The organism is Nocardiopsis sp. EMB25, assembly GCF_026797795.1.
In the GTDB taxonomy this organism is placed as follows: domain Bacteria; phylum Actinomycetota; class Actinomycetes; order Streptosporangiales; family Streptosporangiaceae; genus Nocardiopsis; species Nocardiopsis lucentensis.
The window spans coordinates 467,601-493,212 of record NZ_JAMTDN010000001.1 but is presented as its reverse complement, the minus strand read 5'-3'; the positions used below and the strand labels follow the sequence as shown (position 1 = coordinate 493,212).

14 protein-coding genes are annotated in these 25,612 nt (G+C 71.0%); 4 read left to right on the top strand and 10 right to left on the bottom strand.

The genetic code is table 11. From position 1 onward, the window contains the following. The 4 genes from KIK06_RS02020 to KIK06_RS02005 are packed head-to-tail and all read right to left on the bottom strand — an operon-like array spanning window position 1 to window position 8,453. The gene (locus KIK06_RS02020) at window positions 1-1,623 is read right to left on the bottom strand and encodes an acyl-CoA carboxylase subunit beta (RefSeq protein ID WP_268641681.1); all 1,623 of its coding nucleotides are present in this window, start codon (window positions 1,621-1,623) and stop codon (window positions 1-3) included. Then, complete coding sequence (locus KIK06_RS02015) at window positions 1,620-2,138, bottom strand: flavin reductase family protein (protein ID WP_268641680.1); 519 nt, start codon at window positions 2,136-2,138, stop codon at window positions 1,620-1,622. Before KIK06_RS02015 ends, KIK06_RS02020 begins: the two co-directional genes overlap by 4 nt. 1 nt (window position 2,139) lies before the next feature. After that, the gene (locus tag KIK06_RS02010) at window positions 2,140-2,616 is read right to left on the bottom strand and encodes an acyl-CoA thioesterase (RefSeq protein ID WP_017598718.1); all 477 of its coding nucleotides are present in this window, start codon (window positions 2,614-2,616) and stop codon (window positions 2,140-2,142) included. After that, on the bottom strand, window positions 2,616-8,453 hold the full coding sequence (locus KIK06_RS02005; RefSeq protein ID WP_268641678.1) for a type I polyketide synthase: 5,838 nt from the start codon (window positions 8,451-8,453) through the stop codon (window positions 2,616-2,618). Before KIK06_RS02005 ends, KIK06_RS02010 begins: the two co-directional genes overlap by 1 nt. Before the next feature lie 422 nt (window positions 8,454-8,875). Between KIK06_RS02005 and miaA the strand changes: the two genes are divergently transcribed. From miaA to KIK06_RS01990, 3 genes are all read left to right on the top strand, one after another. Further along, on the top strand, window positions 8,876-9,886 hold the full coding sequence (miaA, locus tag KIK06_RS02000) for a tRNA (adenosine(37)-N6)-dimethylallyltransferase MiaA (RefSeq protein ID WP_268641677.1): 1,011 nt from the start codon (window positions 8,876-8,878) through the stop codon (window positions 9,884-9,886). Window positions 9,887-10,101: 215 nt separating this feature from the next. Next, on the top strand, window positions 10,102-10,851 hold the full coding sequence (locus KIK06_RS01995; protein ID WP_051059149.1) for a TetR/AcrR family transcriptional regulator: 750 nt from the start codon (window positions 10,102-10,104) through the stop codon (window positions 10,849-10,851). A gap of 17 nt (window positions 10,852-10,868) precedes the next feature. After that, the gene (locus tag KIK06_RS01990) at window positions 10,869-12,143 is read left to right on the top strand and encodes a cytochrome P450 family protein (protein ID WP_268641676.1); all 1,275 of its coding nucleotides are present in this window, start codon (window positions 10,869-10,871) and stop codon (window positions 12,141-12,143) included. 113 nt (window positions 12,144-12,256) lie between these two features. Here the strand turns inward: KIK06_RS01990 and miaB are convergent, their stop codons facing one another. The 4 genes from miaB to KIK06_RS01970 form a co-directional block, all read right to left on the bottom strand. After that, window positions 12,257-13,723 (bottom strand): tRNA (N6-isopentenyl adenosine(37)-C2)-methylthiotransferase MiaB, encoded by a 1,467-nt coding sequence (miaB, locus tag KIK06_RS01985; protein ID WP_268645824.1) that lies wholly within the window; start codon window positions 13,721-13,723, stop codon window positions 12,257-12,259. 151 nt (window positions 13,724-13,874) lie between these two features. Continuing rightward, window positions 13,875-16,919 (bottom strand): TRAP transporter permease, encoded by a 3,045-nt coding sequence (locus KIK06_RS01980; protein WP_268641675.1) that lies wholly within the window; start codon window positions 16,917-16,919, stop codon window positions 13,875-13,877. Between the two features lie 41 nt (window positions 16,920-16,960). Further along, on the bottom strand, window positions 16,961-17,497 hold the full coding sequence (locus tag KIK06_RS01975; protein ID WP_268641674.1) for a DUF1850 domain-containing protein: 537 nt from the start codon (window positions 17,495-17,497) through the stop codon (window positions 16,961-16,963). Continuing rightward, the gene (locus KIK06_RS01970) at window positions 17,497-18,537 is read right to left on the bottom strand and encodes a TAXI family TRAP transporter solute-binding subunit (RefSeq protein ID WP_268641673.1); all 1,041 of its coding nucleotides are present in this window, start codon (window positions 18,535-18,537) and stop codon (window positions 17,497-17,499) included. Before KIK06_RS01970 ends, KIK06_RS01975 begins: the two co-directional genes overlap by 1 nt. A gap of 310 nt (window positions 18,538-18,847) precedes the next feature. On the opposite strand from KIK06_RS01970, the gene KIK06_RS01965 reads away from it, so the two are divergent. After that, entirely contained in the window at window positions 18,848-21,145 is a 2,298-nt protein-coding gene (locus KIK06_RS01965; RefSeq protein WP_268641671.1) for a S9 family peptidase, read from the top strand. Window positions 21,146-21,409: 264 nt separating this feature from the next. Here KIK06_RS01965 and recX read toward each other — a convergent pair whose 3' ends face one another. Continuing rightward, window positions 21,410-21,988 (bottom strand): recombination regulator RecX, encoded by a 579-nt coding sequence (recX, locus tag KIK06_RS01960; RefSeq protein ID WP_017598727.1) that lies wholly within the window; start codon window positions 21,986-21,988, stop codon window positions 21,410-21,412. Then, window positions 21,981-25,577 (bottom strand): intein-containing recombinase RecA, encoded by a 3,597-nt coding sequence (recA, locus tag KIK06_RS01955; RefSeq protein WP_327084620.1) that lies wholly within the window; start codon window positions 25,575-25,577, stop codon window positions 21,981-21,983. The genes recX and recA overlap by 8 nt, the downstream gene beginning before the upstream one ends. Window positions 25,578-25,612: the final 35 nt, after the last annotated feature.

Genomic DNA, 25,612 nt, shown 5'->3' with positions numbered 1-25,612 from the left:
CTAGAGCGGCACGTTGCCGTGTTTGCGCCTGGGCTGCTCCCTCCTCTTGTCCCGCAGCACGGCGAGCCCCCGCAGCACCGCCACCCGGGTGTCGGCGGGGTCGATCACGTCGTCGACGAAACCCTCCTCCGGGGCCCGGTAGGGGTGCATCAGGCGCTCCCTGTAGTCGGCGACCAGCTCCGTCCGAAGCGCGTCCGGGTCGACCGCCGCCCGCAGTTCCCTGCGGTGGACCACGTTCACCGCGCCCTCGGCCCCCATCACCGCGATCTCGTTGCCGGGCCAGGCCAGCGACAGGTCCGTACCGATGGACCGCGAGTCCATCACGATGTAGGCGCCCCCGTAGGCCTTGCGCACGATCACCTGGACACGCGGCACCGTCGCCTCGCAGTAGGCGTAGAGCAGCTTCGCCCCGTGCCTGATCACCCCCGCGTGCTCCTGGTCGGTTCCCGGGAGGAAGCCGGGGACGTCCACCAGCGTCACGAGGGGGATGTTGAAGGCGTCGCAGAAGCGGACGAAGCGCGCGGCCTTCTGCGCGGCGTCGCTGTCGAGGACCCCCGCCAGGACCATCGGCTGGTTGCCGACGACCCCGACCACGGCTCCGTCCATCCGCGCCAGGGCGCACAGCACGTTGGGCGCCCACCCCTCGTGGATCTCGAAGAAGTCGCCGTCGTCCACGAGCTCGGCGACGACCTCGCGCATGTCGTAGGGACGGTTCGGCTCGGCCGGGACGATCTCGGCCAGGCGGGGCCGCCGGTCCTCCTCCGGGTCCCCCGGCCCGGGTTCGTCGGGCGGGGAGGAGAGATTGTTGTCGGGCAGGAGGGAGACGAGGTGGCGCACGTCCTCCAAACACTCCTCCTCGTCGTCGTGGACGACGGCCGCCACACCGGTGCGCAGCCCGTGGACGTCGGCGCCGCCCAGCTCCTCGGGCCCCACCCGCTCGCCGCTCACCGCGGCGATCACGTCCGGTCCGGTCAGGAACATCCTGGCCGTGCCGCGGACCATGAAGGTGAAGTCCGCCAGGGCGGGCGAGTAGGCCGCCCCGCCCGCGCAGGGGCCGAGGATCACGCTGATCTGGGGGATGATCCCCGAGGCCGCCACGTGCCTTCGGAAGATCCCCCCGTATCCGTCCAGTGAGGCCACTCCCTCCTGGATGCGGGCCCCGCCGCTGTCGTTGAGTCCGATGAGCGGCGCTCCGTTGTCCAGGGCCAGGTCCATCACCCGGTGGATCTTCCTGGCGTGCTCGGCGCCCAGGGATCCGCCCAGGATCGTGAAGTCCTGGGCATAGACGAACACACGCCGTCCGTCGATGGTCCCCGAACCCGTGACGACGCCGTCGGTGCGCGGCCGTCTGCCCTCCGTGGCGGATCCCTCGTCGCGACGGCGGCGGAACACCCCCAGCTCCACGAAGGACCCCTCGTCCAGGAGCAGGTCCAACCGCTCCCGAGCCGTGTGTTTGCCCAGGGCGTGCTGGCGTTCGACCCCGGTCGGGTCGCCCGCCTCCGTCAGCCCGCGCAGGGCGTCGCGTTCGGCGCGCAACTCCGCCATGGTCCGCGCCGGGGGCGGCCCCGGCCGCACGGGCCGGGGCGCACTCACGGGTCTGAGGTCGGCCTCGGAGGTACTCATCGCGATCCCACCCGGCCGTTCACGCCACCGGTCCGCGGCTCGCGCCCCAGCCCCTGGAAGGCGCCCCCGTGGAAGAGCAGCGCCGACCGGTCGGTCCCCACGGCGGTGTGCAGGACGCGGCCGACGAACACCGAGTGGTCGCCCGCCTCGACCTCCTCCGCCACCTCGCACTCCATCCATCCCAGGGCGTCGGCGATCAGGGGCGCCCTCGTGCTCGGTCCGGGGAACCACTCCACGGAGGCGAACTGCTCCAGGCCCTCCGGCCGGGTGCGGCTCGCGAAGTACCGGGCCGTGTCCTCCTGCTCGGCGCACAGCACCGACACCGCGAAGTGCCCCTGTGAGACGACCGACTTGTGCAGCCGCGCGGTTCCCGAGACACAGCACAGGACCAGCGGAGGGTCGAGGGAGACCGAGCAGAAGGCGTTGGCCGTCATGCCGTGGGGGGTGTCCCCGCCGACCGTGATCACCGTGACCCCGGTCGCGAACGTGGACATCACCCGGCGCAGGTCCACCATGTCAGGCCACCGCCCCTCTCTCGGGCGCCCGGCCGACCGCCGCTCCGGCCCCGGCCGAGGCGTACGGCGCGAGGGCCGCGCGCAGCTCCTCGGGGACGCGGGTGGGAACGGTGGCCGTGTTCGGCCCCCTCATACAGGCGATCCGCTGGGATCCGCGGGCCACCAGCGTCTCCCCCTCCGGGTCCAACCGCACGTAGTCGAAGGAGAAGCCCACCTGGGTCTGGGTCAGCTCCCCCAGCCTCATCCGGACGGACAGCTCGTCGAAGGCGGTGATCTCCGCGAAGAACTCGCAGTCCACCCGCAGCGTGAACAGCTTCAGGTCGTCGCGCAGATCGGCCAGGACTCCGGGGGCCCGCTCCTTGAGGAACATCTCCCGGCAGCGCCCCTGCCACCGCAGGTAGTTGACGTAGTAGACGTTGCCCACCAGGTTGGTCTCCTCGAAACCGACGGTGTGGCGGATCTCGTAGTAGTCGGACATCAGCTCTCCTCTCCGGCCAGGACGGCGAAGACCACCGGGTCGGGTTCGCCGTTGAGGGTGGTCGCCCAGGTGGCGACGCGCAGGCCGCCGGACGCCAGGACCACCCACCCGTGTTCCAGGACCGCCTCCAACGTCAGCGCCCGTCCGGTGTCGTCGGTCTTGCGCAGGCACTCCAGAGCGCCCCACACCCGGGTCGCCGAGACGTGGACCGACTCGTCCGCCTCCTTGGCGACCAGGTCCCGCACCGACGCGGAGTCCCGGCCGAGCAGCCCGTCCCACTCCCGGTCGGAGCGTTCGGCGACGGTCTCCACGTCGCAGGCCAGGCGCCCCTGGCCCACGACGGCCAGGGTGACCCCGGCACCGTGGGAGGCGGAGACCCGCGCTCCGGGGATCTCCGGTCGGCCGTCCGGCCTGCGGCGCACCCTCACCGGCCGGTTCAGCGCGCGGCCGACCGCCAGTTCGGTCCTGCCCCCGCGCACCTCGCTCCCCCCGCCGGGACGGAGTTCGGGATCGGGGTCGACGACCACGGCCCTGGTGCCGCCGAGCACCCCTTCCAGCTCCCTCTCCAGGTGGGACCCGAGCAGGGAGGGCACCCACGGACCGGGGCCTCCGCTCCTGCGCACGGCGCGCAGCCGCAGGCCCTCCCAGCGTTCGACCACACGTCCGGAGGGGTCGCGCACGTCCACGTCGTAGACGTAGGAGTCCCCCTCCTGGAACCGTTCGCGGGCCTCCAACAGAACGTGTTCGGACTCCTGGTCCTCCGGCCGCGCCAGGAGGATCCGGTCCACGCCCTCGGGCAGGAGGGTGCCGTCGGGCACGCACGCCTGGAGGACGTGCATGGCGGCGTCGCGCACACCCGGGTCGGCCAGGAGCCGCTCCTGGGGCAGGAACGAACCGAACCAGTCGCCCTGCGTGGCCGTGGACAGTTCCGCGACCACGTGCCGGGCGCTCACCCTGCGGTAGGAGAGCAGCCGCTGGAACCTCTTGCCCTGGAAGAGCACGTCCCCGTACATCTCGGCGGGGTCGATCGGGACCGCGGGCAGCGGGGCCGCCGTCTCCCCCGTCCGCGCCTCACCGCCTCCCGGTTCCGGGCGCGGCCAGCGCAGGAGCGCGCGGAAGTGGTCGGCGTCGTAGCCGGTCTCCTCACTGCGGATGACGACCTCCACCGTGTGGGCGTCGCGCACCAGGGCGGCCACCCTCAGCGTGGTCCTGCCCCCGGGGCGGACGGCCACCGGCCGCAGGAACCGCGCCCCCTCCATCACGGGCGGGCCCTCGTGCCCGCTGACGGCGGTGGCCACCTGGGTCATCGCCTCCATGCCGATCACGGCGGGGAAGAGCATGTCACCGTCGAGCAGGTGGTCGTCCAGGTAGGGGTCGTCAGTCGAGGACAGTTCGGCCTCGGTGACCAGTTCGACTCCCGGGTAGTGCACCAGGACCCGGTCCACGAAGCGGCCGAGGGGCAGTTCGCGCTCCTCCGTGGCCAGCGTCGGCAACCCGCCGGTACGACCACTGACGACCAGGACGGGACCCGCGGAGGGGTCGGCCAGCACCCGGTGGAGGACGGAGATCCCCTCCTCCGCGGACACGGGCGTGATGCCGTCCCGCATCAGGGCCTCGACCACGCCGAGGCGCTCGCCCATCCCCGCTCCGGACCACACCGACCACTCCAGCGCCAGCACCCGCGTGTGCGGGTGCGCCCGCCCGTACTCGACCGTCATCTCGGTGAGCCAGTCGTTGGCGGTGGAGTAGTGCGCCTCACCGCGCAGTCCGGCCCGGCCGATGATGCTGCCGAACGTGACGAGCAGCCGCAGGCGCTCCGGGTCGAGGGCGTCGAGGACGGCCGCGAGGCCGTCGACCTTGGGCGCGAGCGTGCGCAGGAAGGCCGGTTCGGTGAGGCCGCCCACGGCGGTGGGCTCGTTGCGCCCGGCCCCGTGCAGCACCGCGGTCACGGTCCCCAGCTCCTCCTGGAGGGACCGCACCGCGCTCTGGACCTCCTCCTGCCGGGTGACGTCGGCCCGGGCGTAGCGGTGTCGGACACCGGCCGCCGCCATGCGCTCCAGGTTCGCGGACAGTTCGGCGTCCTCGTCCGGGGCCGCGCGCCCCAGGAGGGCGAGTCGGACCCCGTACTCGGTGGCCAGGGAGAGGGCGCACTCGGCGGTGATGCCCTTGCCCCCTCCGGTGACCAGCAGCACGTCGTCCGGGCCGAGCGGGGCGGAGCCCTCCTCCCCGGAGGCCTGCGCGGGGAGCGTGGCGCGCAGGACCGGAACGGTGCGCCGGCCCTCCGCGTCGTGGCGGGACTCCGCGTACGCCGAGGCGGGGGTGGCGGCGGTCTCGGCGACCACCCGGCGTACCGCCTCCTCGCGCGCCTCCGGGGAGTCGGGGGCGGGGTCGTGGAGGGTGACCACGGTGGTGGTCACCCCCGGCAGCTCCTGGTGCAGCGTCCTGGCCACCCCCGACGCGCCGCGTCGGCCCTGGACGACGACGAACCGCGTCCGCTCGCCGGCCGCCAGCACCGCACGGGCGGCGTCGAGGAACGTCCCGGCGAGGTGGGCTCCGCCGTCGGGGGGCAGGCACAGCAGGACACCGCCGCCGAACCCGGAGAGCGCCTCGCGCAGCGGCTCGGCCAGGGGATGGTCCGCGGAGGCGTACACACTCCACCCCGCGCCGTCCGGGTCGGGCTCGGCGAACGCCGCGCCCGTGGGAACGGCGGCGCCGACGTGGGCGACCTCGAAGGCGCGGACCCAGGGGGCCACGCCCGGCGCCTGGCCCGTCGCCGCCCTGCCGTCGTCGGTCCGGGACAGCGCGTCGACGGTCTCGGCCAGCTCACGCAGACTCGACGTGGCGTACCCCGAGGTCGCCCCCATCGGGGGCATGCCCAGACGCCGGGTGACCTCGTTGACGATCTGTCCGACCGTGATGGAGCTCAGGTGGAGGTCGTCCAGCGGGCGCGTGTCGTCGCCCACCATGGACTCGGGGAGTTCGACCCGCTCGGCCACGAGCGCGCGCAGGATCCCCAGTGTGTCGGCGCCCTCGGAGGTCTCGACGCCCGAACCGGCCGCGTCGGTCGTCTCGGTTCCCAGGGGCGTCTCGCCCTCGGTGCGTCCGACGCCGGTGCTGGGCGCGGTCTCGCACGGGCTGGCCAGGAACTCGAACTCCTCCGGGAACTCGCGGACCAGCCGCCCGGAGAAGAGCGCGCGGACGTCGACGGGGGCGCCGAGCGCGTAGGCCGCGGCCACCGCGTTGAGGAAGGGCCTCAGCGACGCGGAGTCGGTGTCCACGGAGACGGCGGGGACATCCGGGACGGCCGCGCCCGCCAGACCGGTGAGGACGTGTCCCGGCCCCGCCTCGATGAGCAGGTCCGCCCCGCGCGCCAGCCGGGTGACCGCCTCGTGGAAGCGTACCGGGCGCACGACCTGATCCCGCAGGAGCGCGCGCGCGTCGGTGTCGGCGGACAGGTCCGTGCCGGTCACCGTGGAGACCACACCCGGGGACAGGCGCCCGAAGTCGGTCTCGGCGAGCCTGCGGGCCAGCGCCTCGGCCGCGGGCGCGACGAACGGGGAGTGGAAGGCGTGCGAGACGTTCACGCGGGTGGCGGTGATCCCCTCGGTGAGCGCCCGCTCGCGGATCCTCTCCACGGCCTCGGACGTGCCGGAGACCACCGTCTGCTCGGGGCCGTTGTACCCCGCGACGACCACGTCGGCCTCGCCGTCGATCAGGGCGGCCACCCGCTCCGGCGGGGCAGACAGCCCTGCCATGGCGCCGTCGTCGCGCCCCGTCTCCGCCATGGCGCGCCCCCGGACGGCCGCCAGGTCGACAAGGGCGGGGGCGTCGAGGGCGCCCGCCCAGTACAGCGCGGTCAGCTCACCGAGGCTGTGTCCGACCGCTCCGTCGGCCCTGACCCCGATATCCCCCAGGACGGCGAGAGCGGCCAGGGAACCGGCCACGATGCGCGGCTGGGCGACCTCGGTGGCCACCTGGTCCCCACCCTCCGGGAGTCCGGCCGAGGCCAGGACCTCCTCGGCCCGGGCGAAGCGGCGCCGGAACGCTCCGGTACGGCCGCTCCCCGACCCCTGGCCGGGGAAGAGGTAGCGGATGCTGGGCGGTGTGCCGCGGTGGGCGAGGAACATCCCCTTGGCCGGATCGACGACCTCCTCGTCCCCCGCGTCGATCCGTCCGATGAGGGCGGTCACCGCGTGTGCGGCCGCCTCGGGCGAGGAGGCGACCACGGCGGCGCGGGCGAGGCCCCCGGCGCTCTCGGCGGCGAGCGCGGCCGCCAGGTCGGTGAGTTCGGCGTAGGAGAGTCTGGGCAGGACGTCGGCGAGCTCCGCCAGGCGTCGGCGCACCCCGGAGAGGTCACCGGCGTCCACGGCCAACAGCTCGGCGTCCTGCCTCCCGGACACCAGCTCGCGGACGCGGGCCGTCACGCCCGCGCTCGAACGGCCGGGGGCCGACTCGACGGTGACGTGCGTGTTGACCCCGCCAAAGCCCATCGCCGAGACGCCGGCGCGTACGGGCCGGCCCTCCGGCCAGGGCAGCGCCCGGTCGGGTACCCGCAGCGGCGCCGACTCCTCCTCCAGGCGCGGGTGGGGGTCGTGGTGACCGGTGGCGGGCGGGATGACCCGGTGGTACACGGCGAGGATCGCCTTGATCAGGCCCGCGACGCCCGCCGCGGCCTTGGTGTGGCCGATGTTGGCCTTGATCGAGCCGAGCGCCGCGGCGGGTCCGTCGGGAGCGGCCGCCGCCCTGCTCCCGCCGAGCGCGGCCAGCTCGGTCGCATCGCCCAGAGCGGTCCCGGTACCGTGCCCCTCGAAGTAGCCGACCGTCTCGATCCCGTATCCGGCGCGGTCGTAGGCGCGTTCCAGGGCCCGTCGGTGCCCGCTCTCCTCCGGCCGGGTGATGCCGCCGCTGCCGTCGGAGGAGACCGCCCAGCCCGTGATGACGGCGTAGACGCGCTTGCCCTGGGCGATCGCGTCCTCCTCGCGCATGAGCACGAGCGCGCCGGAGCCCTCCCCGGGCCAGAAGCCGTTGGAGTCCTTGTCGTAGACCTTCATCTCGCCGGTGGCGAGTGCTCCGGTCTTGGCGAACCCGATCACCTCGAAGGGGTCGATGGACAGGTCCACCCCGCCCGCGAGGGCCGCGTCCAGGTCGCCCGAGGCCAGGGCGTTCGCCGCCGTGGAGACCGACAGCAGGGACGACGAACAGGCTCCGTCGACCGTGTACCCGCCGCCGCCGAGGTCGAAGTGGTTGCAGACCCGGCCCGCGATGGTGTTGGACAGCCCTCCGGCGAGCGTGTCCTCGTCGATACGGGGGAACGGGGACTTGTAGGACTTCTCGAGGTCGGCGAGGAAGGCGTCCGCCTCCTCCTCCGCCCATCCGCGGTCGAGCAGGGCGGAGGCCACCGTCCGGCGCACGTAGGGCCAGCGCAGCCGCATCGTGTTCGCACGTGAGAACTCACCGGTCAGACTGTTTCCGATGACCACGCCCGTGGACCTTCGGGGAAGCCCCTCACCCTCCGGGAATCCGGCGTCCCGCAGGGCTCGGGACATCGTTTCGAGGGCGAGCCAGTGCGTCATGTCCGTGGCCCGGAAGGAACTGCCGGACACCCGGTAGCGCGCCCTGTCGAACGTGAATCCGCGAAGAACAGCGGCTTTTTCAGAGTAGAACCGATCCTCGGCGGACGGATCCCTTGACCAGTAGTCATCCAGGTTCATCCGTTCGCTGGGCAGGCGCCGAAAAGCCCTCCTCCCCGCCAGTACGTTGTCCCACAGATCCGCTGGAGAATTCGCGTCAGGATAACAGAGACCGATTCCTACAACAGCAACTCTGGTGTTTTCCATAACCCACCCGCAGACGCTTTCAGAAAATGACCCACACGCCAGGGAACACAGACCAATCATGCGTTGGACGGGGTGGTATGTCTTCTCCCTTTGTGCGACTCGGGAACACGGGTATTCCATAACAGCGTGATTATTGCTATGCGCCGCCGCGGGCCGCCCCGTCCGGCCGAACCCGGCGCCCGGTCCCGCGACGCCCCTCGCGCGGTGTGTCGGAACGACGGCGGGTCCGGTGCCCAAAGCCCCCTTAGGGGGTGTTCCGCGGACACGTACCCTGCTGCGCGACGCCCCGGCACAACTCTCGCGGCGTTCTCATCAGTCGACAGCCAACCCCGGGCTGGCTCCTTCTTCGGCCTTGCGAGAGCCGCACCGGAGACGCCGCTCACTACGGGCAGCATCCATGGAACACCCCCTAGGCTGGGGACATGATCAAGGTGATCGCGGTCGTCGGACCGACCGCTGTGGGCAAGTCGGACCTCGCCGTCGAGCTGGCACTCCGGCTGGAGGAGCGCACGGGACTGCGCGGGGAGGTGATCAACGCCGACTCCATGCAGTTGTACCGGGGCATGGACATCGGCACGGCGAAGATCACCCGCGAGGAGATGCGCGGCGTCGCCCACCACCTGCTGGACGTGTGGGAGGTCAGCGAACCCGCGGACGTGGCCAGCTACCAGGAGATGGCCCGCGACCGGATCGAGGAGTGCGCCGAACGCGGCGTCCTTCCCGTCCTGGTCGGCGGATCGGGACTGTACGTGCGCGCCGTGCTGGACCGCCTGGAGTTTCCCGGCACCGACCCCGAGGTGCGCGCACGGCTGGAGTCGGAACTGGCCGACCTCGGCCCCGGCGTCCTGCACGCCCGCCTGGCCGAGCTCGACCCGGAGGCCGCCCGCACGATCCTGCCCGGCAACGGGCGGCGTATCGTACGGGCCCTGGAGGTCATCGAGCTGACCGGCGCGCCCTTCACCGCCAACCTGCCCGACCACGACACCCCCTACTACCCCTGCGCGCAGATCGGGCTGAGTGCCCCGCGCCCGGAGCTGGACACTCGGATCGACGGCCGCGTGGACCGCATGTGGGAGCGCGGCCTGTTGGAGGAGGTCCGCCGACTGGACGGGTGGGGACTGCGCGAGGGCCGGACCGCCTCGCGCGCGCTCGGCTACGCGCAGGCGCTCGGCCAGCTCGACGGGGACCTGACCGAGGAGGAGGCCAGGGAGAGCACCGCCCGCGCCACCCGGCGGTTCGCCCGCCGCCAGGAGTCGTGGTTCAGCCGCGACCCCCGCGTCCGCTGGCTGCCCTACGACTCCCCCGCACTCGTCGAGCGCGCGCTCTCCCACGTCGAGGCCGTGATGGCGGGTCCCCCGGCCTACCCCGGGGAGACGCTGGTGGACGTGGCGACACTGGTTCCCCACTCCCAGCACACCGCGCCCGACGCCTGACCCCCGCCGATCGCCGACGGAGGCGGCGATCCGGGCGGCTCGCCCGCTCGCCCGAACCCTTGCCCCCCGGTCGGTTCTCACCTAGCGTTGACTCCGTGACCAGATTCGAAATCTGGTCACGGAGTCACACCGCGAGGGGAGGCATGGCTATGGTCATGGTGACAACGCTGGTACACCCAGACCACAGCCGTATCCCCCACGCTCAGGAGTACACCGTGACCCCGTCCACCCGGCCGACGTCCAGAACCGACAAGCGCGTCCAGCGAGCCGAACGCATCCTGGACGCCGCTGGCGAACTCCTCGTCTCCTGGGGCTACCCCAGGATCACCATCGAGGACGTCGCCCGCCGCGCCGGGATCGGCAAGGGCACCGTCTACCTGCACTTCCCCACCAAGGAGGCGCTGTTCCTGGTGGTCGTGCTCCGCGCCCAGCGCGCCATGGTCGAACGCGTCCTCGAGGTGATGCGCCAGGGCCCCGAGGGGATCTGGCCCAGCACGCTCGCCCGCACCACCGGCCTGGCGCTCCACGACTCCGCGATCATCGCCGCGGTGATGAGGGGCCGCGCCGAGACCCTGGGCACCCTGTCCCAGGCCGCCGAGGAGTACAGCAGGAAGCTCGTCGAACGACGGCTCGGCATCACCGAGGCCTACTTCGACCTCCTCCGCGACCACGGGCTCATCCGCACCGACCGCCCCCGCGACGAGCAGCTCTACGCCTACTCGTCGATCCTGACCGGCTTCCTGATCTCCGAGCCGCTCCTGTCCGAACGCTTCACGTTCCCACCCCCGACCGTCGACCGCCACGTCGACATCCTGGCCGACACCATCCGCTCCACTCTCGGCGAGTCCGACGCCGACGGCGCCCTGCACACCGTCTGGCCCAGGGTGACCGCCCTGTTCGAGGAACTCGTCCGGGACGCTCACGCGGAGGTCGACCGCTACACACACGCCACGCGCGACACCTGACGACCGATGGAGTGCCCATGACGGCCACAGCACCATCCGCGCACAACGACACCATCAACCTGATGGACCCGATCTGGAGCTCCGACCCGCGGGCCCTCGTGGACCGCGTCACCGCGGCGGGAGGCTCGGCGCCCGCCCTGTTCGCGGACGGCTTCGAGGTCACCCTCTTCACCGACGACGAGGACGTGCGCACGATCCTGAGCGACCGCCGGTTCGTGGTCAACCCCGACAACGTGCGCCAGGGGGCGGGCACGCGCACCAAGGCCGAGATCTTCGAGGCCATGGGCGTCACCCCGGACCTGGCCGCGTACATGACCGAGAACATCCTCGCCATGGACGGTTCCGACCACACCCGGCTGCGCAAACTCGTGTCACGGTCCTTCACCGTGCGCCGCGTCAACGAGCTGCGCCCTCGGGTCCAGCGGATCACCGACGACCTCCTGTCCCGGCTGCCCGACCACGCCGAGAACGGTGCCGTCGACCTTCTCGAACACTTCGCCTACCCGCTGCCGATCACCGTGATCTGCGACCTGGTCGGCGTCCCCGAGGAGGACCGGCCCCTGTGGCGCGAGTGGAGCAGCACCCTCCAGGGGTTCGATCCGACCAGGCCCGAGCTGATGAACAGCGTGCTGGGCGAGATGATCGACCACCTCAAGGGGATGATCGAGCAGCGTCGGCGAGCCCCGCACGACGACCTGCTCGACGCGCTGATCAGGGAACGGGACGAGGACGGCGCGAAGCTCAGCGAGGCCGAGCTGATCGCCATGGTCTTCACCCTCGTCATCGCCGGGCACGAGACCACGGCCCACCTGCTCACCAACGGCACACACGCCCTGCTCACCCACCGCGACCAGTGGGACATGCTGCGGGCCGACCCCGACCTGCTGCCCTCCGCGGTCCACGAGATGCTGCGCTGGTGCGGTATCGCCCTCATCACCCAGGTCCGCTACGCGGCCGAGGACGTCCGACTCGGGAGCGGCCGGCTCGCCGCGGGCGACCGGGCGGTGGCCGTCATCATGGGCGCCAACCGGGACCCGAACGTGCACCCGGACCCGCACCGATTCGACATCACCCGCCACCACGGCAAACCCGGAGAGGCGCACGTGGGCTTCGGCCACGGCATCCACTACTGCCTGGGCGCCGCCCTGGCCCGGCAGGAGGGACAGGTGGCCTTCGGATCACTGCTGCGGACCTACCCGGACCTGGCCCTGGCGCCCGGACGCGAGCCCGAGCGGGTACCCACCCCGGGAGCGCTGCGGTTCAAGGACCTGTACGTGCGGCTCTCCGGCTAGCGTTCTCCCCCGAACCGACCGCCAGGGGTGAGCACCCCACGACCGGGCCCCGAACCCGGCCCGCGGCCCCCGACACGCTGTCGGGGGCCGCGGGGACGCCGGTCGGAGCCGGGTCAGGCGTCGCAGCACCCGCCGGCGGGGGCGGCGGGCTCGGCCGGGACACCGATCTTCGGCATGCCCAGCAGGACGTCGGAGCCGTGCTCCTCGGTCGGCTGACCGTTGCGCGCCGCCCAGGCGTCACCGGCGCGGGTGCGGCGCAGGCCGCGAACACCGGAGTCCGCCACCAGGTGGTGCGGGGCGGCGTAGGTGACCTCCACGGTCACCATGTCACCGGGGCGCGGCTCCTCGCCCTCGCCCACGGCGAAGTGCACCAGACGGTTGTCGGGGGCACGGCCGGACAGCCGACGGTGCTCGCCGTCCTTGCGGCCCTCGCCCTCGGAGACCAGCAGCTCGACCTCGCGGCCCACCAGCTTCTGGTTCTCCTCCCAGGAGATCGAGTCCTGGAGCTCGACCAGGCGCTGGTAGCGGTCCTTGACGACCTCCGGCGGCACCTGCCCGTCCATCGTCGCCGCGGGCGTCCCCGGACGCTTGGAGTACTGGAAGGTGAACGCCATCGCGAACCGGGCCTCGCGCACCACGTGCAGCGTCTCGGCGAAGTCCTCCTCGGTCTCGCCCGGGAAGCCCACGATGATGTCGGTGGTGATCGCGGCGTGCGGCATGGCGGCGCGCACCTTCTCCACGATGCTCAGGAAGCGCTCCTGGCGGTAGGAGCGGCGCATGTCCTTGAGGACCTTGCTGGACCCGGACTGCAACGGCATGTGCAGCTGCGGCATGACGTTGGGGGTCTCGGCCATCGCCTCGATGACGTCGTCGGTGAAGTCGCGCGGGTGCGGGGAGGTGAACCGGACCCGCTCCAACCCCTCGACCTCACCGCAGGCGCGCAGCAGCTTCGAGAAGGCCTGGCGGTCGCCGAACCCGCTGCCGTAGGCGTTGACGTTCTGGCCCAGGAGCGTGATCTCGCTGACGCCCTCGGCCACCAGGGCGCGCACCTCGGCCAGGATGTCCCCGGGGCGCCGGTCCTGCTCCTTGCCGCGCAGCGCGGGCACGATGCAGAAGGTGCACGTGTTGTTGCAGCCGACGGAGATCGAGACCCACGCCGCGTACGCGGACTCACGGCGGCTGGGCAGGGTGGAGGGGAAGTGCTCCAGGGACTCGGCGATCTCCACCTGGGCCTCGCGTTGGACCCGGGCACGCTCCAGCAACGTGGGCAGGGACCCGATGTTGTGGGTGCCGAACACCACGTCCACCCACGGGGCGCGGCGCACGATCTCACCGCGGTCCTTCTGCGCCAGGCAGCCGCCGACGGCGATCTGCATCCCCGGGTTGGCGTCCTTGACCGGGCGCAGGTGCCCGAGGTTGCCGTACAGGCGGTTGTCGGCGTTCTCCCGGACCGCACAGGTGTTGAAGACGACGATGTCTGCGGTGGTGTCCTCGGCTGCGCGCGCGTACCCAGCGTCCTCCAGCAGACCGGAGAGGCGCTCGGAGTCGTGGACGTTCATCTGGCAGCCGTAGGTCCGCACTTGGTAGGTACGACTCTGGCTCACCGTCCCAGGCTAACCGGTGCGGAGAACAGGTGGGCCACGCACGGGGAGCGGATCCCGCCCACGGGACGGCCCGTGCCGCCGACCGCGGTGGTCAGCGGCACGGGCCGCGTGGAGGATCAGTCGGGGTTCAGTCGTCGCCGCCCGCCGACTCCACGGAACGGTCGTCTCCGTTCGCCTTCACCTTGGCCGGGACGGAGTCCACGCCCGGGACGGTCTTCGGGCCGCCCTCGCGGCGGGTACGCAGCTTCTCGTACCCGAGGACCGCCACGATCAGGACCAGCCCCACGGCGTTGGCGACGAGGCTCCCGGACACCAGGAGCAGTCCGCCCACGATCAGCCCGACCCGCTTGTACCAGGCGAGCGGCCGGTCCACGTAACCGACCAGGCCGAGCGCCACCATGACCGCGCCGGCCACACCGGTGATCGCCGCGATCGTGCCGGTGAGCCAGTTCACCTCCTGCAACAGCAGCTCGGGCGAGAACACGAACATGTACGGCATCACGAAGGCGGCGATGGCGATGCGCACCGAGTAGAACCCGGTCCTGATCGGATCGCCTCCGGAGATGCCCGACGCGGCGTAGGCGGCCAGGCAGACCGGCGGCGTGATGTCGGCGAGCACACCGAAGTAGTAGACGAACAGGTGCGCCATCAGCAGCATCGCGAGCCGTTCGTCCACCGAGCCCTGGAGGACCGCCACGATCGCCGGCGCCGCCAGGGTCGCGGTGATGACGTAGTTGGCGGTCGTGGGCAGGCCGATGCCCAGGATCAGGCAGGCGATCATCGACATGAACAGGATGAGGAACAGGTCCACCCGCAGCGTGCCGACCGCGGTCGCCCCGAAGTCGGCGCCCGCGCCCGTCCAGGCCAGCACCGGGGAGGCCGCCACCGCCGTCAGCAGCGAGGCCAGACCCGAGCTGATCGACTCGGCGATCCCCAGCAGACCGTCGCTGAGCTTGAGGCCGAGGTCGGTCGTGGTGATGACGCCCGCGATGACGCCCGCCGAGGCGCACGCCACGATGATGGGGATCGCCAACCGGGCCGCGCCCACCAGGCCGTCCAGGAACGAGTGCAGGTTCAGCTGGTCCTCACCCGACTCCCGCCAGCGGCCGAAGGCCACCGCCACCGCGATCCCGGCGAGGGTGAGCAGGAGGGTGGTGGCCAGGGCCACCATGCCCCGGTCCATTCCGGCCATGACCCACTGGCCCACCATGACCAGGACCGTCGCGGCGACGGCCGCGACGATGATCGGCAGGGACAGCCGCACCGCGGAGGAGGTGATGTCGCGTCCCGACCGTGTCTTGAGTTCTCCCGTCTCCTCGTCCCTGCGCCAGGGCATGAGGATGTACTGGGTGAGGACGTTGATCGCCACGGTCGTCACCACGGCGCCCATCGCCGAGAACATCGGGGAGAAGCCCATCGACAGCAGGGCGAAGATCGCCACGACCGGGGCGATGAGGTAGCCGCGGGTGATCATGAGCCGCCGCAGGTTCGGCAGCATGTGCTTCGGCAGGCCCCCGATGCCCAGGCGCTTGGCGTCGAAGTGGACGACCACGTACTGGGAGACGAAGAACATCACCGCGGGGATCGCGGCCGCCGTCAGGATCTGCTGGTAGGTGGCGCCGGTGAACTCGATCATGATGAACGCGCCCGCGCCCATGATCGGCGGCATGATCTGGCCGCCCGTGGACGACGCGGCCTCGACGGCGCCCGCGTACTCGGGCTTGTAGCCGGACTTCTTCATCATGGGGATGGTGAACGCGCCGTTGGAGACGGTGTTGGCCACCGAGCTGCCCGTGATCGTCCCGGAGAAGGCGCTGGTGACGATACCGACCTTGGCGGTGCCGCCGACCGACGAGCCCGTCGCGCCCAGCGCCAGGTCGGTGAAGAACCGCTCCATGCCCGTGCGCTGGAGCATCGCCGCGAAGATCATGAACAGGAAGATGAACGTCGCCGAGATGCCGAGCGGCGTGCCGAACACGCCCTCCGTGCCCACGTACAGGTTGGTGACGATCTGGTCGACGCTGGAGCCGCGGTGCCGCAGGAAACCGGGCATCGACTGGCCGAAGTAGGCGAAGGCGATCATCGCGCCCGCCAGCACCACCAGCGCCGGGCCCAGCACCCGGGAGGCCGCCACGAGGATGAGCAGCAGGCCGATCGTCCCCACCGTCACGTAGGTCGGGTTGTAGATGCCGACCGACCGGGTGATCTCCTCGTAGTTGACGAACATGTACAGACCGGCGAACAGACCGAGCCCGGCCAGTACGACATCGAACAGCGGCATCCCCCACAGGTTCAGGGGGATGTGGCGCGCGGCCTGGACCACGACCAGGACCACGAGCGCCGGACCGAGCACGTTCCACTCCGCGACCCCGGCCAGCCACATGTAGACCAGGGCCACCGCCCCGACCGTGGTCAGCCCCCAGCGGGTGACCACCGGCCACAGCCAGACCGGGAACGACGAGGGGAACCTCAGGAGCGCCACCGCCGCGGCCACGGCGACCACGACGAGGACCAGGCCGAGGATCGGCAGGAAGAAGAAGCCGCCGCCGGACTCACTGGTGACCAGGTCCAGGGCGATCAACGCGGTGCCGACCAGCAGCGTCCACCCCGCCCAACGCTGGGCGCGGGAGGGGTCCGCACCCGTGCGCGTGCGCCACAGGAACACGCCGACCGCACCGAACAGGGCGACCGCGACCAGCGCGAACACCCACTGCGGCAGGTACAGGTACATGCTCGTGTCGGCGCCGGAGAACACCCCGACACCGATGTAGCCCGACAGCAGCACGCCGAAGGCCATCGACGCGCCGTAGAAGGGGCCGTGCGGACCCTCGTGGCGCGGCTTGACCGGGTAGAGGAGGAACACCAGGCCGAGGCCGAGGGCGAGGTGGAAGGAGCGCTGCTGGAGGGGAGGCAGCGTCTGGGTGAACGCGGTCCACAGGTGGAAGACGGCCAGGGCCAGGGCGACGGCGAACACCCCCCACCGCCACACCGCGCGAAGGTCCGCACGTACGCCCTCGACCCCCGTGTCCTCGGTGAAGTCGTGCTTCTCCAGAGCCTCGAGATCCCTCTCGAGCTCCTCCAGCGCCCGGGGGTCGGGCACACCGCCGGCGGAGGTCCCGCCCGCGGTCGCTGCGGCACCGGCGTCACCGGCGCCCTTGGGGTCGGTCGTCATCACCCTCATCCTCGTCATCGGTGGGGGACACCCCACGGCGTTCACATGGCGCGCACACCCGGATGGGTCTGCACGAACAACTCAACCCTCGCACGGGGGTCCACAAGGTCCAGAAGTCGGATCTCCCGGCCCCCCAGGGTCAGCCGGTGGTCGACGTCGGGCGTGCCCACGACCATCCGCACCGTGCCGAGCGGACGCCCGTGGTGCTCGACGCGGTACCCCCCGTCCTCCCGCACGAAGGTCGAGGTCACCCCGTCGACCGTCTCCGGCCCCGAGGGGAGGTTGGCCCCGTGGGCGTCGGCGCGGAGCTCCTCCATCGCCAACCCGGCGGACGGGGAGACGGAGTAGACCTCATGCACCGGGCGGCGGTGGACGGAGTGCGTGTGGCTGAGCTCGATCCGGTCCCCGACCTCGACCGGGACGCTGAGGACGGGCTCCTCCCGGCCGTACACGCGGACGGCGAACCAGGCCGTTCCCGTGTCCGTGGAACCGGTCAGGGCCAGCGCGCACCCCAGCAGGACCGTCACAAGCGCAGAGCCGCCCGGAATCCACCGGGCGGCCCTGTGCGACGCGGTCATCAGTCGAGCAGTCCCTGCTCCTGGTAGTACCGCTCGGCGCCGGGGTGCAGCTCCATGGAGCCCAGACCGTCGATCGCGGTGTCCAGGAGGATCTGGCCGCCGACGTCGTGGCCGATGTTGCCCGCCTCCTCGTACATGACGCGCACGAGGTCGTAGGCGAGCTGCTCGTCCAGGCCCGCGGTGGTGTACAGGGTCGCCCACTGGGTCAGGGTGACCACGTCCTCGTCCTGACCGTTGTAGGTGCCGCCCTCGATGGTCAGCGGGCTGTAGCTCGGGTCGGCCTCCATGAGGCCCTCGGCCTCGTCGCCGTCGATCGGCAGGAGCCGGACGTCGTTGCTCGCGGACACCTGGACGATGCCCGAGGCGGGCACCGACAGGATGCCGAAGGCGGCGTCGGCCTGGCCGTCGCCGAGCGCGGTGGCGGCGTCCCCGAAGGTGCTGTCGTAGGCGTTGATGTCCTCGTCCGGGTCCAGGCCGTAGGCCTCCAGGATCTGGCGGGCGGCGACCTCGGTACCGCTGCCGGGCGGACCGATCTCGACGTTCATGCCCTCGAGGTCGGCGATCGACTCGATGTCGGAGTCGGCGCTGACCACGACCTGCATGACCTCGGGGTAGATGTTGCCCAGCGCGCGGATGTCGTCAGGGCTGCCGAGCGGCTGGTCGGCGAACGGGCCCTCACTCGCCTGGGCCTGCATGGCCACACCGTTGACCGCCATGATCAGCTGGCTCTGGTCGGCCGCGGTGCCCGCGTCGTCCTCGGTCTCGCCCTCCAGGGAGCGCAGGTTCTGCACCGAGGCGCCGGTGGCGAAGGTGCTCACGTCGACACCCTCGATGTTGTCCGTCCACTGCTGCGCGATCTCGCCGCCGAGCGGATAGTAGGTACCACCGGTGGATCCCGTCGCGAGTAGGAGATCTGTGATCTCCGAATCCTCACCGCCGGGGCCTTCGACGTCCTCGGGGGCCGCGCAGGCCGACAGGGCGACCACACCGGCCGCGGCGATCGCCACGGAGGCCCGGATAGTCCCGCGTCCCTTGCTCATCGCTGGCTTCCTCTCTAGCAGTGTGGGTGACGACGGGGCCTCGGCCGCACACGGTGTTCCACCGCCGTTCCCTCGACCATTCATCACCAGGTGATATCCGCGAAAGCATAGAACGGCACGCCGATCCACGCCGTGTCGCGGTAGTCACGAATAGAGAACGATACTCAGCGGTCGAACACGCCTTCATCGCGTCACACACCACGACCAGGAATAATCCGCTCGGGCACGATCTGATCTCCCGAATGGGACCCGTGAGGACTAAGGTCGACATGTCATCTGTTTTCCATTCACGATCCTTCCTGAGCGGGACATGTCTGAACTGTCGAGCCCCCACGGCTCCTGGCCCTCGCCCATCAGCGCCGGTGACGTCGCCCGAGGCGTACACCGGATGTCCTTTCCCTCCGTCGTCGGCGACGAGATCTGGTGGGAGGAGGAGCGCCCGGAGGAGGGCGGCCGCTCCACCGTCATGCGCCGCGACGCCGACGGCACCGTCACCGAACTCCTGCGCGCACCCTGGGGCGCCGGTACACGGGTGCACGAGTACGGGGGACGCTCCTACCTGCCGGTGCCCCGGCGCGACGACAAGGCCCTCACCCGGATGGGCATCGTCTTCGCCAACGCCGAGGACCAGCGGCTCTACCTCCTCGAACGCGACTCCGCCACGCCCACTCCCCTGACTCCCGAGCCCGACCGGCCCGCCGCCCTGCGCTACGCCGACCCGGCCCTGAGCGCCGACGGCAAGCAGGTCCTGTGCGTGCGCGAGGAGCACGTGGACGGCGAAGTGCGCCGCTCCGTCGTGGCCGTGCCGCTGTCCGGCCGGGGCGCGGGCGACCCGGCGGCGGTGCGCGAGCTGGCCGCCGGGGCCGACTTCTACGCCTCGCCCGTGCCCTCCCCCAACGGACAGCGCCTGGCCTACGTGCGCTGGAACCACCCCCGGATGCCGTGGGACGGCACCGAACTGCGGGTCGGCCGACTGGACGGCGCCGGACTGTCCGGGGAGGTCACCCTCAAGGGCGGGGTCGACGAGTCGGTCCTCTCCCCCACGTGGGTGGACGAGGACACGCTGTACCTGGCCTCGGACTGGCCCGGGTTCTGGAACCTCTACCAGGCGGGCGTGACCGGGCAGGCGATGGCGCTCTACCCGGCCGAGGAGGAGTTCCACGCCCCGCCCGGGCGCCTGGGCCACCGCTCCTTCGCGGTACTCGACTCGGGGAAGGTGGTGGTCCTGCACGGGAACGCCGACCTGGCACCCGGCGTGTACGACCCCGACACCCTGGAACTGACCCCGGTCGCCACCGAGTTCACGTCGTGGTCGCAGGTGGACTCCGACGGGCACGGCGTGGTCGCGATCGCCGCGTCCGCCGTGCGGCCCCAGTGCCTGGTACGCCTGCACCCGGAGTCCGGCCGGGTGGAGGTGCTCCGCGAGTCGTTGGCCCTCCCGTCACCCTCCACCGCCCAGGGGCCGCTTCGCGGAGGGGTGGGACACCCTCAACAGACGCCTACGGCGCGGCACTCCCTGCCCGACCCCGCCTACCTGCCCGTCCCCGAGCACGTGACGCTGCCCGGACGCTACGGGTCGCCGGTCCACGCGAACGTGTACCGGCCGACCCACCCGACGGCCTCCGCGGAGGAGCCCGCGCCGTTCGTGGTGTGGGTGCACGGCGGCCCGGTCTCACACGCCTCACACGAACTGGACCTGACCAAGGCCTACTTCACGAGCCGCGGCATCGGCGTGGTGGACGTCAACCACGGGGGATCCACCGGGTACGGCCGCTCCTACCGCAAACGCGTCCACAAGGAGTGGGGTGTGGTCGACGTCGAGGACGCGGCGGCGGCCGCACGCGCCCTCGTCGACCGGGGAGTGGCCGACCCGAAGCGACTGGCGATCCGGGGACCGAGCGCGGGCGGATTCACCGCGCTGCTGTCACTGACCGGGGACACGTTCGCGTGCGGGGTGTCCTACTTCGGGGTCGCCGACCTCCTGGGCCTGGTCGAGACCACGCACGACTTCGAGTCGCGGTTCCTGGACTCGCTCGTGGGGACCCTGCCCGGGTTCGTGGAGACCTACCGGGAGCGGTCGCCGATCAACCGGATCGGGGACATCGACGTGCCGGTCCTCCTCCTTCAGGGCACCGACGACCGGGTGGTCACCCCGGACCAGGCGTTCGCCATGGCCACGGCCCTGGGGAACCGGGGCGTGCCGTACGCGCTGCTGGAGTTCGAGGGCGAGGCGCACGGGTTCCGCGCGGCGGCCTCGCGCGTGCGCGCCCTGGAGGCGGAGCTGGCCTTCTACGCGCGGGTGTTCGGCTTCGAGCCGGACGTCGCACCGCTGACCCTGGCGACCGCACCGCCCGCGCCCCGCCCGGAACCGGAGGCGACGGAGGACGCGGAGGCCTCCGGCGACGTCACGGACGCCGGGGGCGCCGGCGGGGCCGACGCGGCGGCGGAGGACGCGGGAGACGGAGAGAAGAACGCGGTGGAAGGCCCGGAGACCGAGGGCACCGGGAACGCGGGGACCGGGGCGGCTCCGGCCGCCGCGAGCGACCGGATCGAGGAAGGGAGCGCCTCCTCATCGGTGGCTACCGACGACGGCGGGACCGCCGACTGAGGCTTGTCCACAGACAGGGGCGCACTCTGGCGGGACGAGCGGACCGCGCCTAGGCTCGAATTCGGGGGAGCTGCTCCACCGCTCGGCGCGTGACGCGCCCCCGAATCGAGTATCCCCCGGAAACGCGCCGATCCGCCGGACGACTTTCACCCTGTGGACGGCCACGACACGGCCAGCGCTCCGGCCGCCTCAGCACGCGGGACCGGTCGGGACGCGGCACGGCCGCGACGGTGCGCGGCACCGGTCGGATCGGGGACCGGGGTGTCAGAGGTCGGGAGCCTCCAGGTCGACCTCGACGCCCTCGCGTTCGAGCTCCTCCCGCACCACCCGGTAGGCCAGTCCCGACGAGTACCCCTTGCGGGCGAGCGCCCCCAGCGCGCGGCGGATCCGGGTGTCCCGGTCCTTGCCCCGGGACATGGCCAGACGCCGGCGGGCGAGGTCGCGGGCGGCCGCCACCTCGTCCTCGTCGGACAGGTGGTCGACGGCGTCGCGCACGGTGTCCTCAGCCACGCCTCGGGTGCGCAGTTCGCGGGCGAGCGCCCGTCGGGACAGGCCCCGGCTGTGGTGGCGGGAGGACACCCAGGCGTTCGCGAAGGCGGCGTCGTCGATGAGTCCGGCGTCGCCGAACGCGCCGAGGACGGACTCGACGACCTCATCGGGGAACTCCCGGCGCAGCAGGGCCCGCTCCAGCTGGGCGCGGGTGCGCGGGGAATGGGTGAGCATACGCAGGCACAGGGCCCGCGCCCTGGCCTCGGGATCCTCCCCGGACGGGCGGGACCCGCCCGGGGAGGTCTCGTCCTCGGGTGACGCGGAACGGTCCTCGGACCGGCGCCGGTCACGCATCGGGGGCTGTGGGCGCCTTGGTGGTCTTGGCCGGAGCGCGCTTGGTCGGAGCCTTGGCGGGGGCCTCCTTCACGGGAGCCTCCTTGGCCGGAGCGTCCTTCGCCGCGGCCTCCTTGGCCGGTGCGTCGGAGTCGGAACCGGAGGCGCTGTCGTCGCCCGCGCCGGGCACGCCCAGCTTCTCCTTGATCTTCTTCTCGATCTCGTTGGCCACGTCGACGTTCTCGCGCATGAACCGGCGGGCGTTCTCCTTGCCCTGGCCCAACTGGGTGCCCTCGTAGGTGTACCAGGCACCGGACTTGCGCACGATGCCGTGCTCCACGCCCAGGTCGATGAGGCTGCCCTCGCGGGAGACGCCCACGCCGTACAGAATATCGAATTCTGCTTGTTTGAATGGAGGCGCGACCTTGTTCTTTACCACCTTGACGCGTGTCCTGTTTCCAACGGCATCAGTTCCGTCTTTGAGCGTTTCAATTCGACGAACGTCCAACCGAACCGAAGCGTAGAACTTCAGTGCTTTTCCGCCGGTGGTCGTTTCGGGGCTGTTGTGCACCATGACGCCGTCGACGAAGTAATTGTGATTCCCCTCCACCTCGATGTCGAACTTGCGCATGCTACGCGTTTCCGGCTTGACGTGAATATCCAGGATCGGAGACGCCACCAGCCGCTCCACCGGCTCAGCGAGGTCCGGAACCACCCGGCACTGACCCTGGAAGCGCGGCAGCAGCTTGTAGCTCATGGACTCGTGCACGTAGGGCGCCACCAGTTCCTGGAACTTGGCACTGGCCGCCGTGGTGAAAAGGATCGAGTACTTACCGGCGCTGCCCTTGGCGACAAGCTTGACATCGAGACCGTAGGTGTCGCGCAGGTGCTCGGTGAGCCGGTCACGTGTACCCGGGCTCATGGCCTCGACACAGATCTCGATCCGCCCGCTACCACCCGCGGTCCGAGCCTGGACGCCCTTGGAGCGGACAGTGAAGCAGCCGTCGTCCATGTACCAGACAGCGAGCGCCAACGGCGTGAGCCGCTTGAGGTACTCCCAGCTCAGGTGCTTCTTGCCGTCACCGAAGTAGACCGCCTCCCTGAGTTCGGCCAGTTCCGGCAACGGGGTGAAATCGGCGAACACCGCACCCTTGTCGTTGGATGTCCGGGTACAGCCGATGTTGCCGAGAAGGGAGACCTTCCAGTCCAGGTAGCCGGCCTGGGCAGCACCGTGCCCCATCCTGAACCGGGTGCCGTCTCGACCCTGGGTGTTCGGGGAGAGACTGCCATCTCCCATCACCGACCCGAGGATGACCTGGCGCTGCTGCTCGCTCAGGTAGTGGGCCTGCGCGGTGAGGACCCGGTCGCCGGGAAGCAGCTCCCCGGCCTCCCGCCACCCACCCGGAGTACGGATGAGGTGGTTCGGAGTCGCCGCGAACTGCGAACGGCCATTCTTTCCCGAGCGGGCCACGGTGAACTGGAGGAAGTGATCGGCCACGCCATTGTCGAACCAGTTGACGACCTTCCGGGGAACGACCTCGTCCCGCTCCGGGTCGTAAGAGAGGACTTCGACGTCCATCTTCTGGTTGACGATTTTCCCGATTTTCTCCTGGGTCCCATCAGCCAGAGTCACTCGGGTCGCATAATTCATGCACCCGAACATAACACCGACTTTTTCACGAAGCTGGTTGATGAAAATGGCGGTGGTGCCGGTCTGGTGCAGCGCACCGGCGATCTTGCGCAGCGCCTGGGACATCAGCCGGGCCTGCAGGCCGACGTGGCTGTCGCCCATCTCCCCCTCGATCTCCGCGCGGGGCACCAGGGCGGCCACGGAGTCGACGACGATGATGGAGACCGCGCCGGAGCGGATCAGCATGTCGACGATCTCCAGTGCCTGCTCGCCGGTGTCCGGCTGCGACAGCAGGAGGTTGTCGGTGTCCACGCCGATCTTCTTGGCGTAGGCGGGGTCGAGCGCGTGCTCGGCGTCGACGAAGGCGGCGATCCCACCCGCCTTCTGCGCGTTGGCCACCGCGTGCAGGGCGACGGTCGTGTTGTGCGAGACGATCCCGTTGGCCAGGAAGCTGTGTGTCTCCGGAAGCATGATGTCGAAGGTCGGCTGATTTCCACCGTCCTCGATCACGGTGATCGGTTCGTAGGTGTAGGGCGCGACAGCCAGTTCCTCAAGGTGGCTGAGGATCACTTCGCCGGACGCGGAAAGACGCTGTTCGCGGCTCCTGGCCCACTCGATGATGTCGACCAACCGGTTCCGGCTGCACGAGGGAGCGGTCTCACCGCGGAAGAGGTCGCCCGCCACACGGTCGAAGTCACGGTCGCCGCCGAGACTGTCACGGAGGCTGCTGATCAGTCCCGTGATGTGCGGGATGTTCTCGAACTGGGGGCTCCGACCGGAGAGGCGGAAGTTCTTCTCCACCTGGGCAGCGCGCCGACGGGAACGGAAGCCGACCTCGCTGAGGAACCTGTGGGCCACGGAGGGGTTGACCGCGACCGTCCAGTAGTGGCGCTCATAGGTGGTGTTGAACTTGCGGTACAGCGAGGCGGGAACGCCCAGCCCGTAGAGAAGGATCTGCACGTCGCGAGCCAACTGCTCGGAGGCGGTGCCCAGACCGATGGTGGAACTGTCGTCGATCCAGCCGTCGCCCTCGTAGAGCGCGGAGAGGAAGGCGCGCTGGATCTTGTCGCCGCCGGTCCGCACCACATGGGGAACCCGCTTTCCGGCGGAGTTGACGTAGTCGAGCCCGTACCGGTCCGCGACCTCCTCGCGAAGCTGGACGCCGGGCAGCACGTACTCCCGGCAGTTGTTGCCCTCGTACACCTTGGCCTCGGTGTCGAAGAGCCACCTGGCGATGGAGGTGAACTCCTGACCGACCTCGTCGTCGCCGTTGGTGAAGCGAACCGAGGTAGTGGAGCCGAGCGTGCCCTCCGCGACCAGGTAACCCAGGAAGACGGCCTCGTCCTCGCTCAGTCCGCTGCCCTCGGCGGCCTCGTTGGCTCCGAAGCGGGCGGAGACGAGCGTGTCGCCCTCCTTCAGCTTCCCCGCCTTGCGCCAGACGACGAAACCTTCCTCGTTCACGACCCGGAGCGGGTGGTTGTGGGTGACCGTGACACGACGGCCGGACTCGGTGGTGATCCGCAGGACCGGCTTGCGGTTGTTGTGGGTCAGTGCGGCGACCGTTTCCAGCTCACCCCGCTCGTTGACCACACGGATGCCCTGGTCGCGCACGTCCGTGACACGGCTGGCGCAGGTGGCGGACTGTCCGGCGCGCTCGAAGAGTTCGGCGATGGTCTCCATGCCCCGGTCCGTCCACACGTAGGTGTCGGCGGTGAGGCACTTACCGCTCGACTCCGGGCCGTACACCTCCACGATCCGACCCTTGGGGATGCCCCCGATGCCGAGCGCGACGTCGAGCGCGATCGCCCCGGTGGGGATCGACTCGATCGGCGGGCGGTCGTCGTCACCCAGACGCATGACGGAGCCCTTGCCGAACTGCCGCTCGATCTGCGCGAGCGCTGTTTCGAGAGCCTTGTCTCGGTCTCCAGATGCCACGGGGTACCCCTGTTGGGTCGATGCCTTCTTCTTCATGATGCGCACGACGCTACGCGGTCGGTACGACAATCGCGACGTCC

Bases quoted from the DNA above. Each gene is read 5' to 3' on its own strand.
- KIK06_RS02010 (WP_017598718.1), bottom strand. From the start codon at position 2,616: ATGTCCGACTACTACGAGATCCGCCACACCGTCGGTTTCGAGGAGACC.
- KIK06_RS02015 (WP_268641680.1), bottom strand. From the start codon at position 2,138: ATGGTGGACCTGCGCCGGGTGATGTCCACGTTCGCGACCGGGGTCACG.
- KIK06_RS01990 (WP_268641676.1), top strand. From the start codon at position 10,869: ATGACGGCCACAGCACCATCCGCGCACAACGACACCATCAACCTGATG.
- KIK06_RS02005 (WP_268641678.1), bottom strand. From the start codon at position 8,453: ATGGAAAACACCAGAGTTGCTGTTGTAGGAATCGGTCTCTGTTATCCT.
- miaA (WP_268641677.1), top strand. From the start codon at position 8,876: ATGATCAAGGTGATCGCGGTCGTCGGACCGACCGCTGTGGGCAAGTCG.
- recX (WP_017598727.1), bottom strand. From the start codon at position 21,988: ATGCGTGACCGGCGCCGGTCCGAGGACCGTTCCGCGTCACCCGAGGAC.
- KIK06_RS02020 (WP_268641681.1), bottom strand. From the start codon at position 1,623: ATGAGTACCTCCGAGGCCGACCTCAGACCCGTGAGTGCGCCCCGGCCC.
- KIK06_RS01980 (WP_268641675.1), bottom strand. From the start codon at position 16,919: ATGACGACCGACCCCAAGGGCGCCGGTGACGCCGGTGCCGCAGCGACC.
- KIK06_RS01970 (WP_268641673.1), bottom strand. From the start codon at position 18,537: ATGAGCAAGGGACGCGGGACTATCCGGGCCTCCGTGGCGATCGCCGCG.
- KIK06_RS01975 (WP_268641674.1), bottom strand. From the start codon at position 17,497: ATGACCGCGTCGCACAGGGCCGCCCGGTGGATTCCGGGCGGCTCTGCG.
- KIK06_RS01965 (WP_268641671.1), top strand. From the start codon at position 18,848: ATGTCTGAACTGTCGAGCCCCCACGGCTCCTGGCCCTCGCCCATCAGC.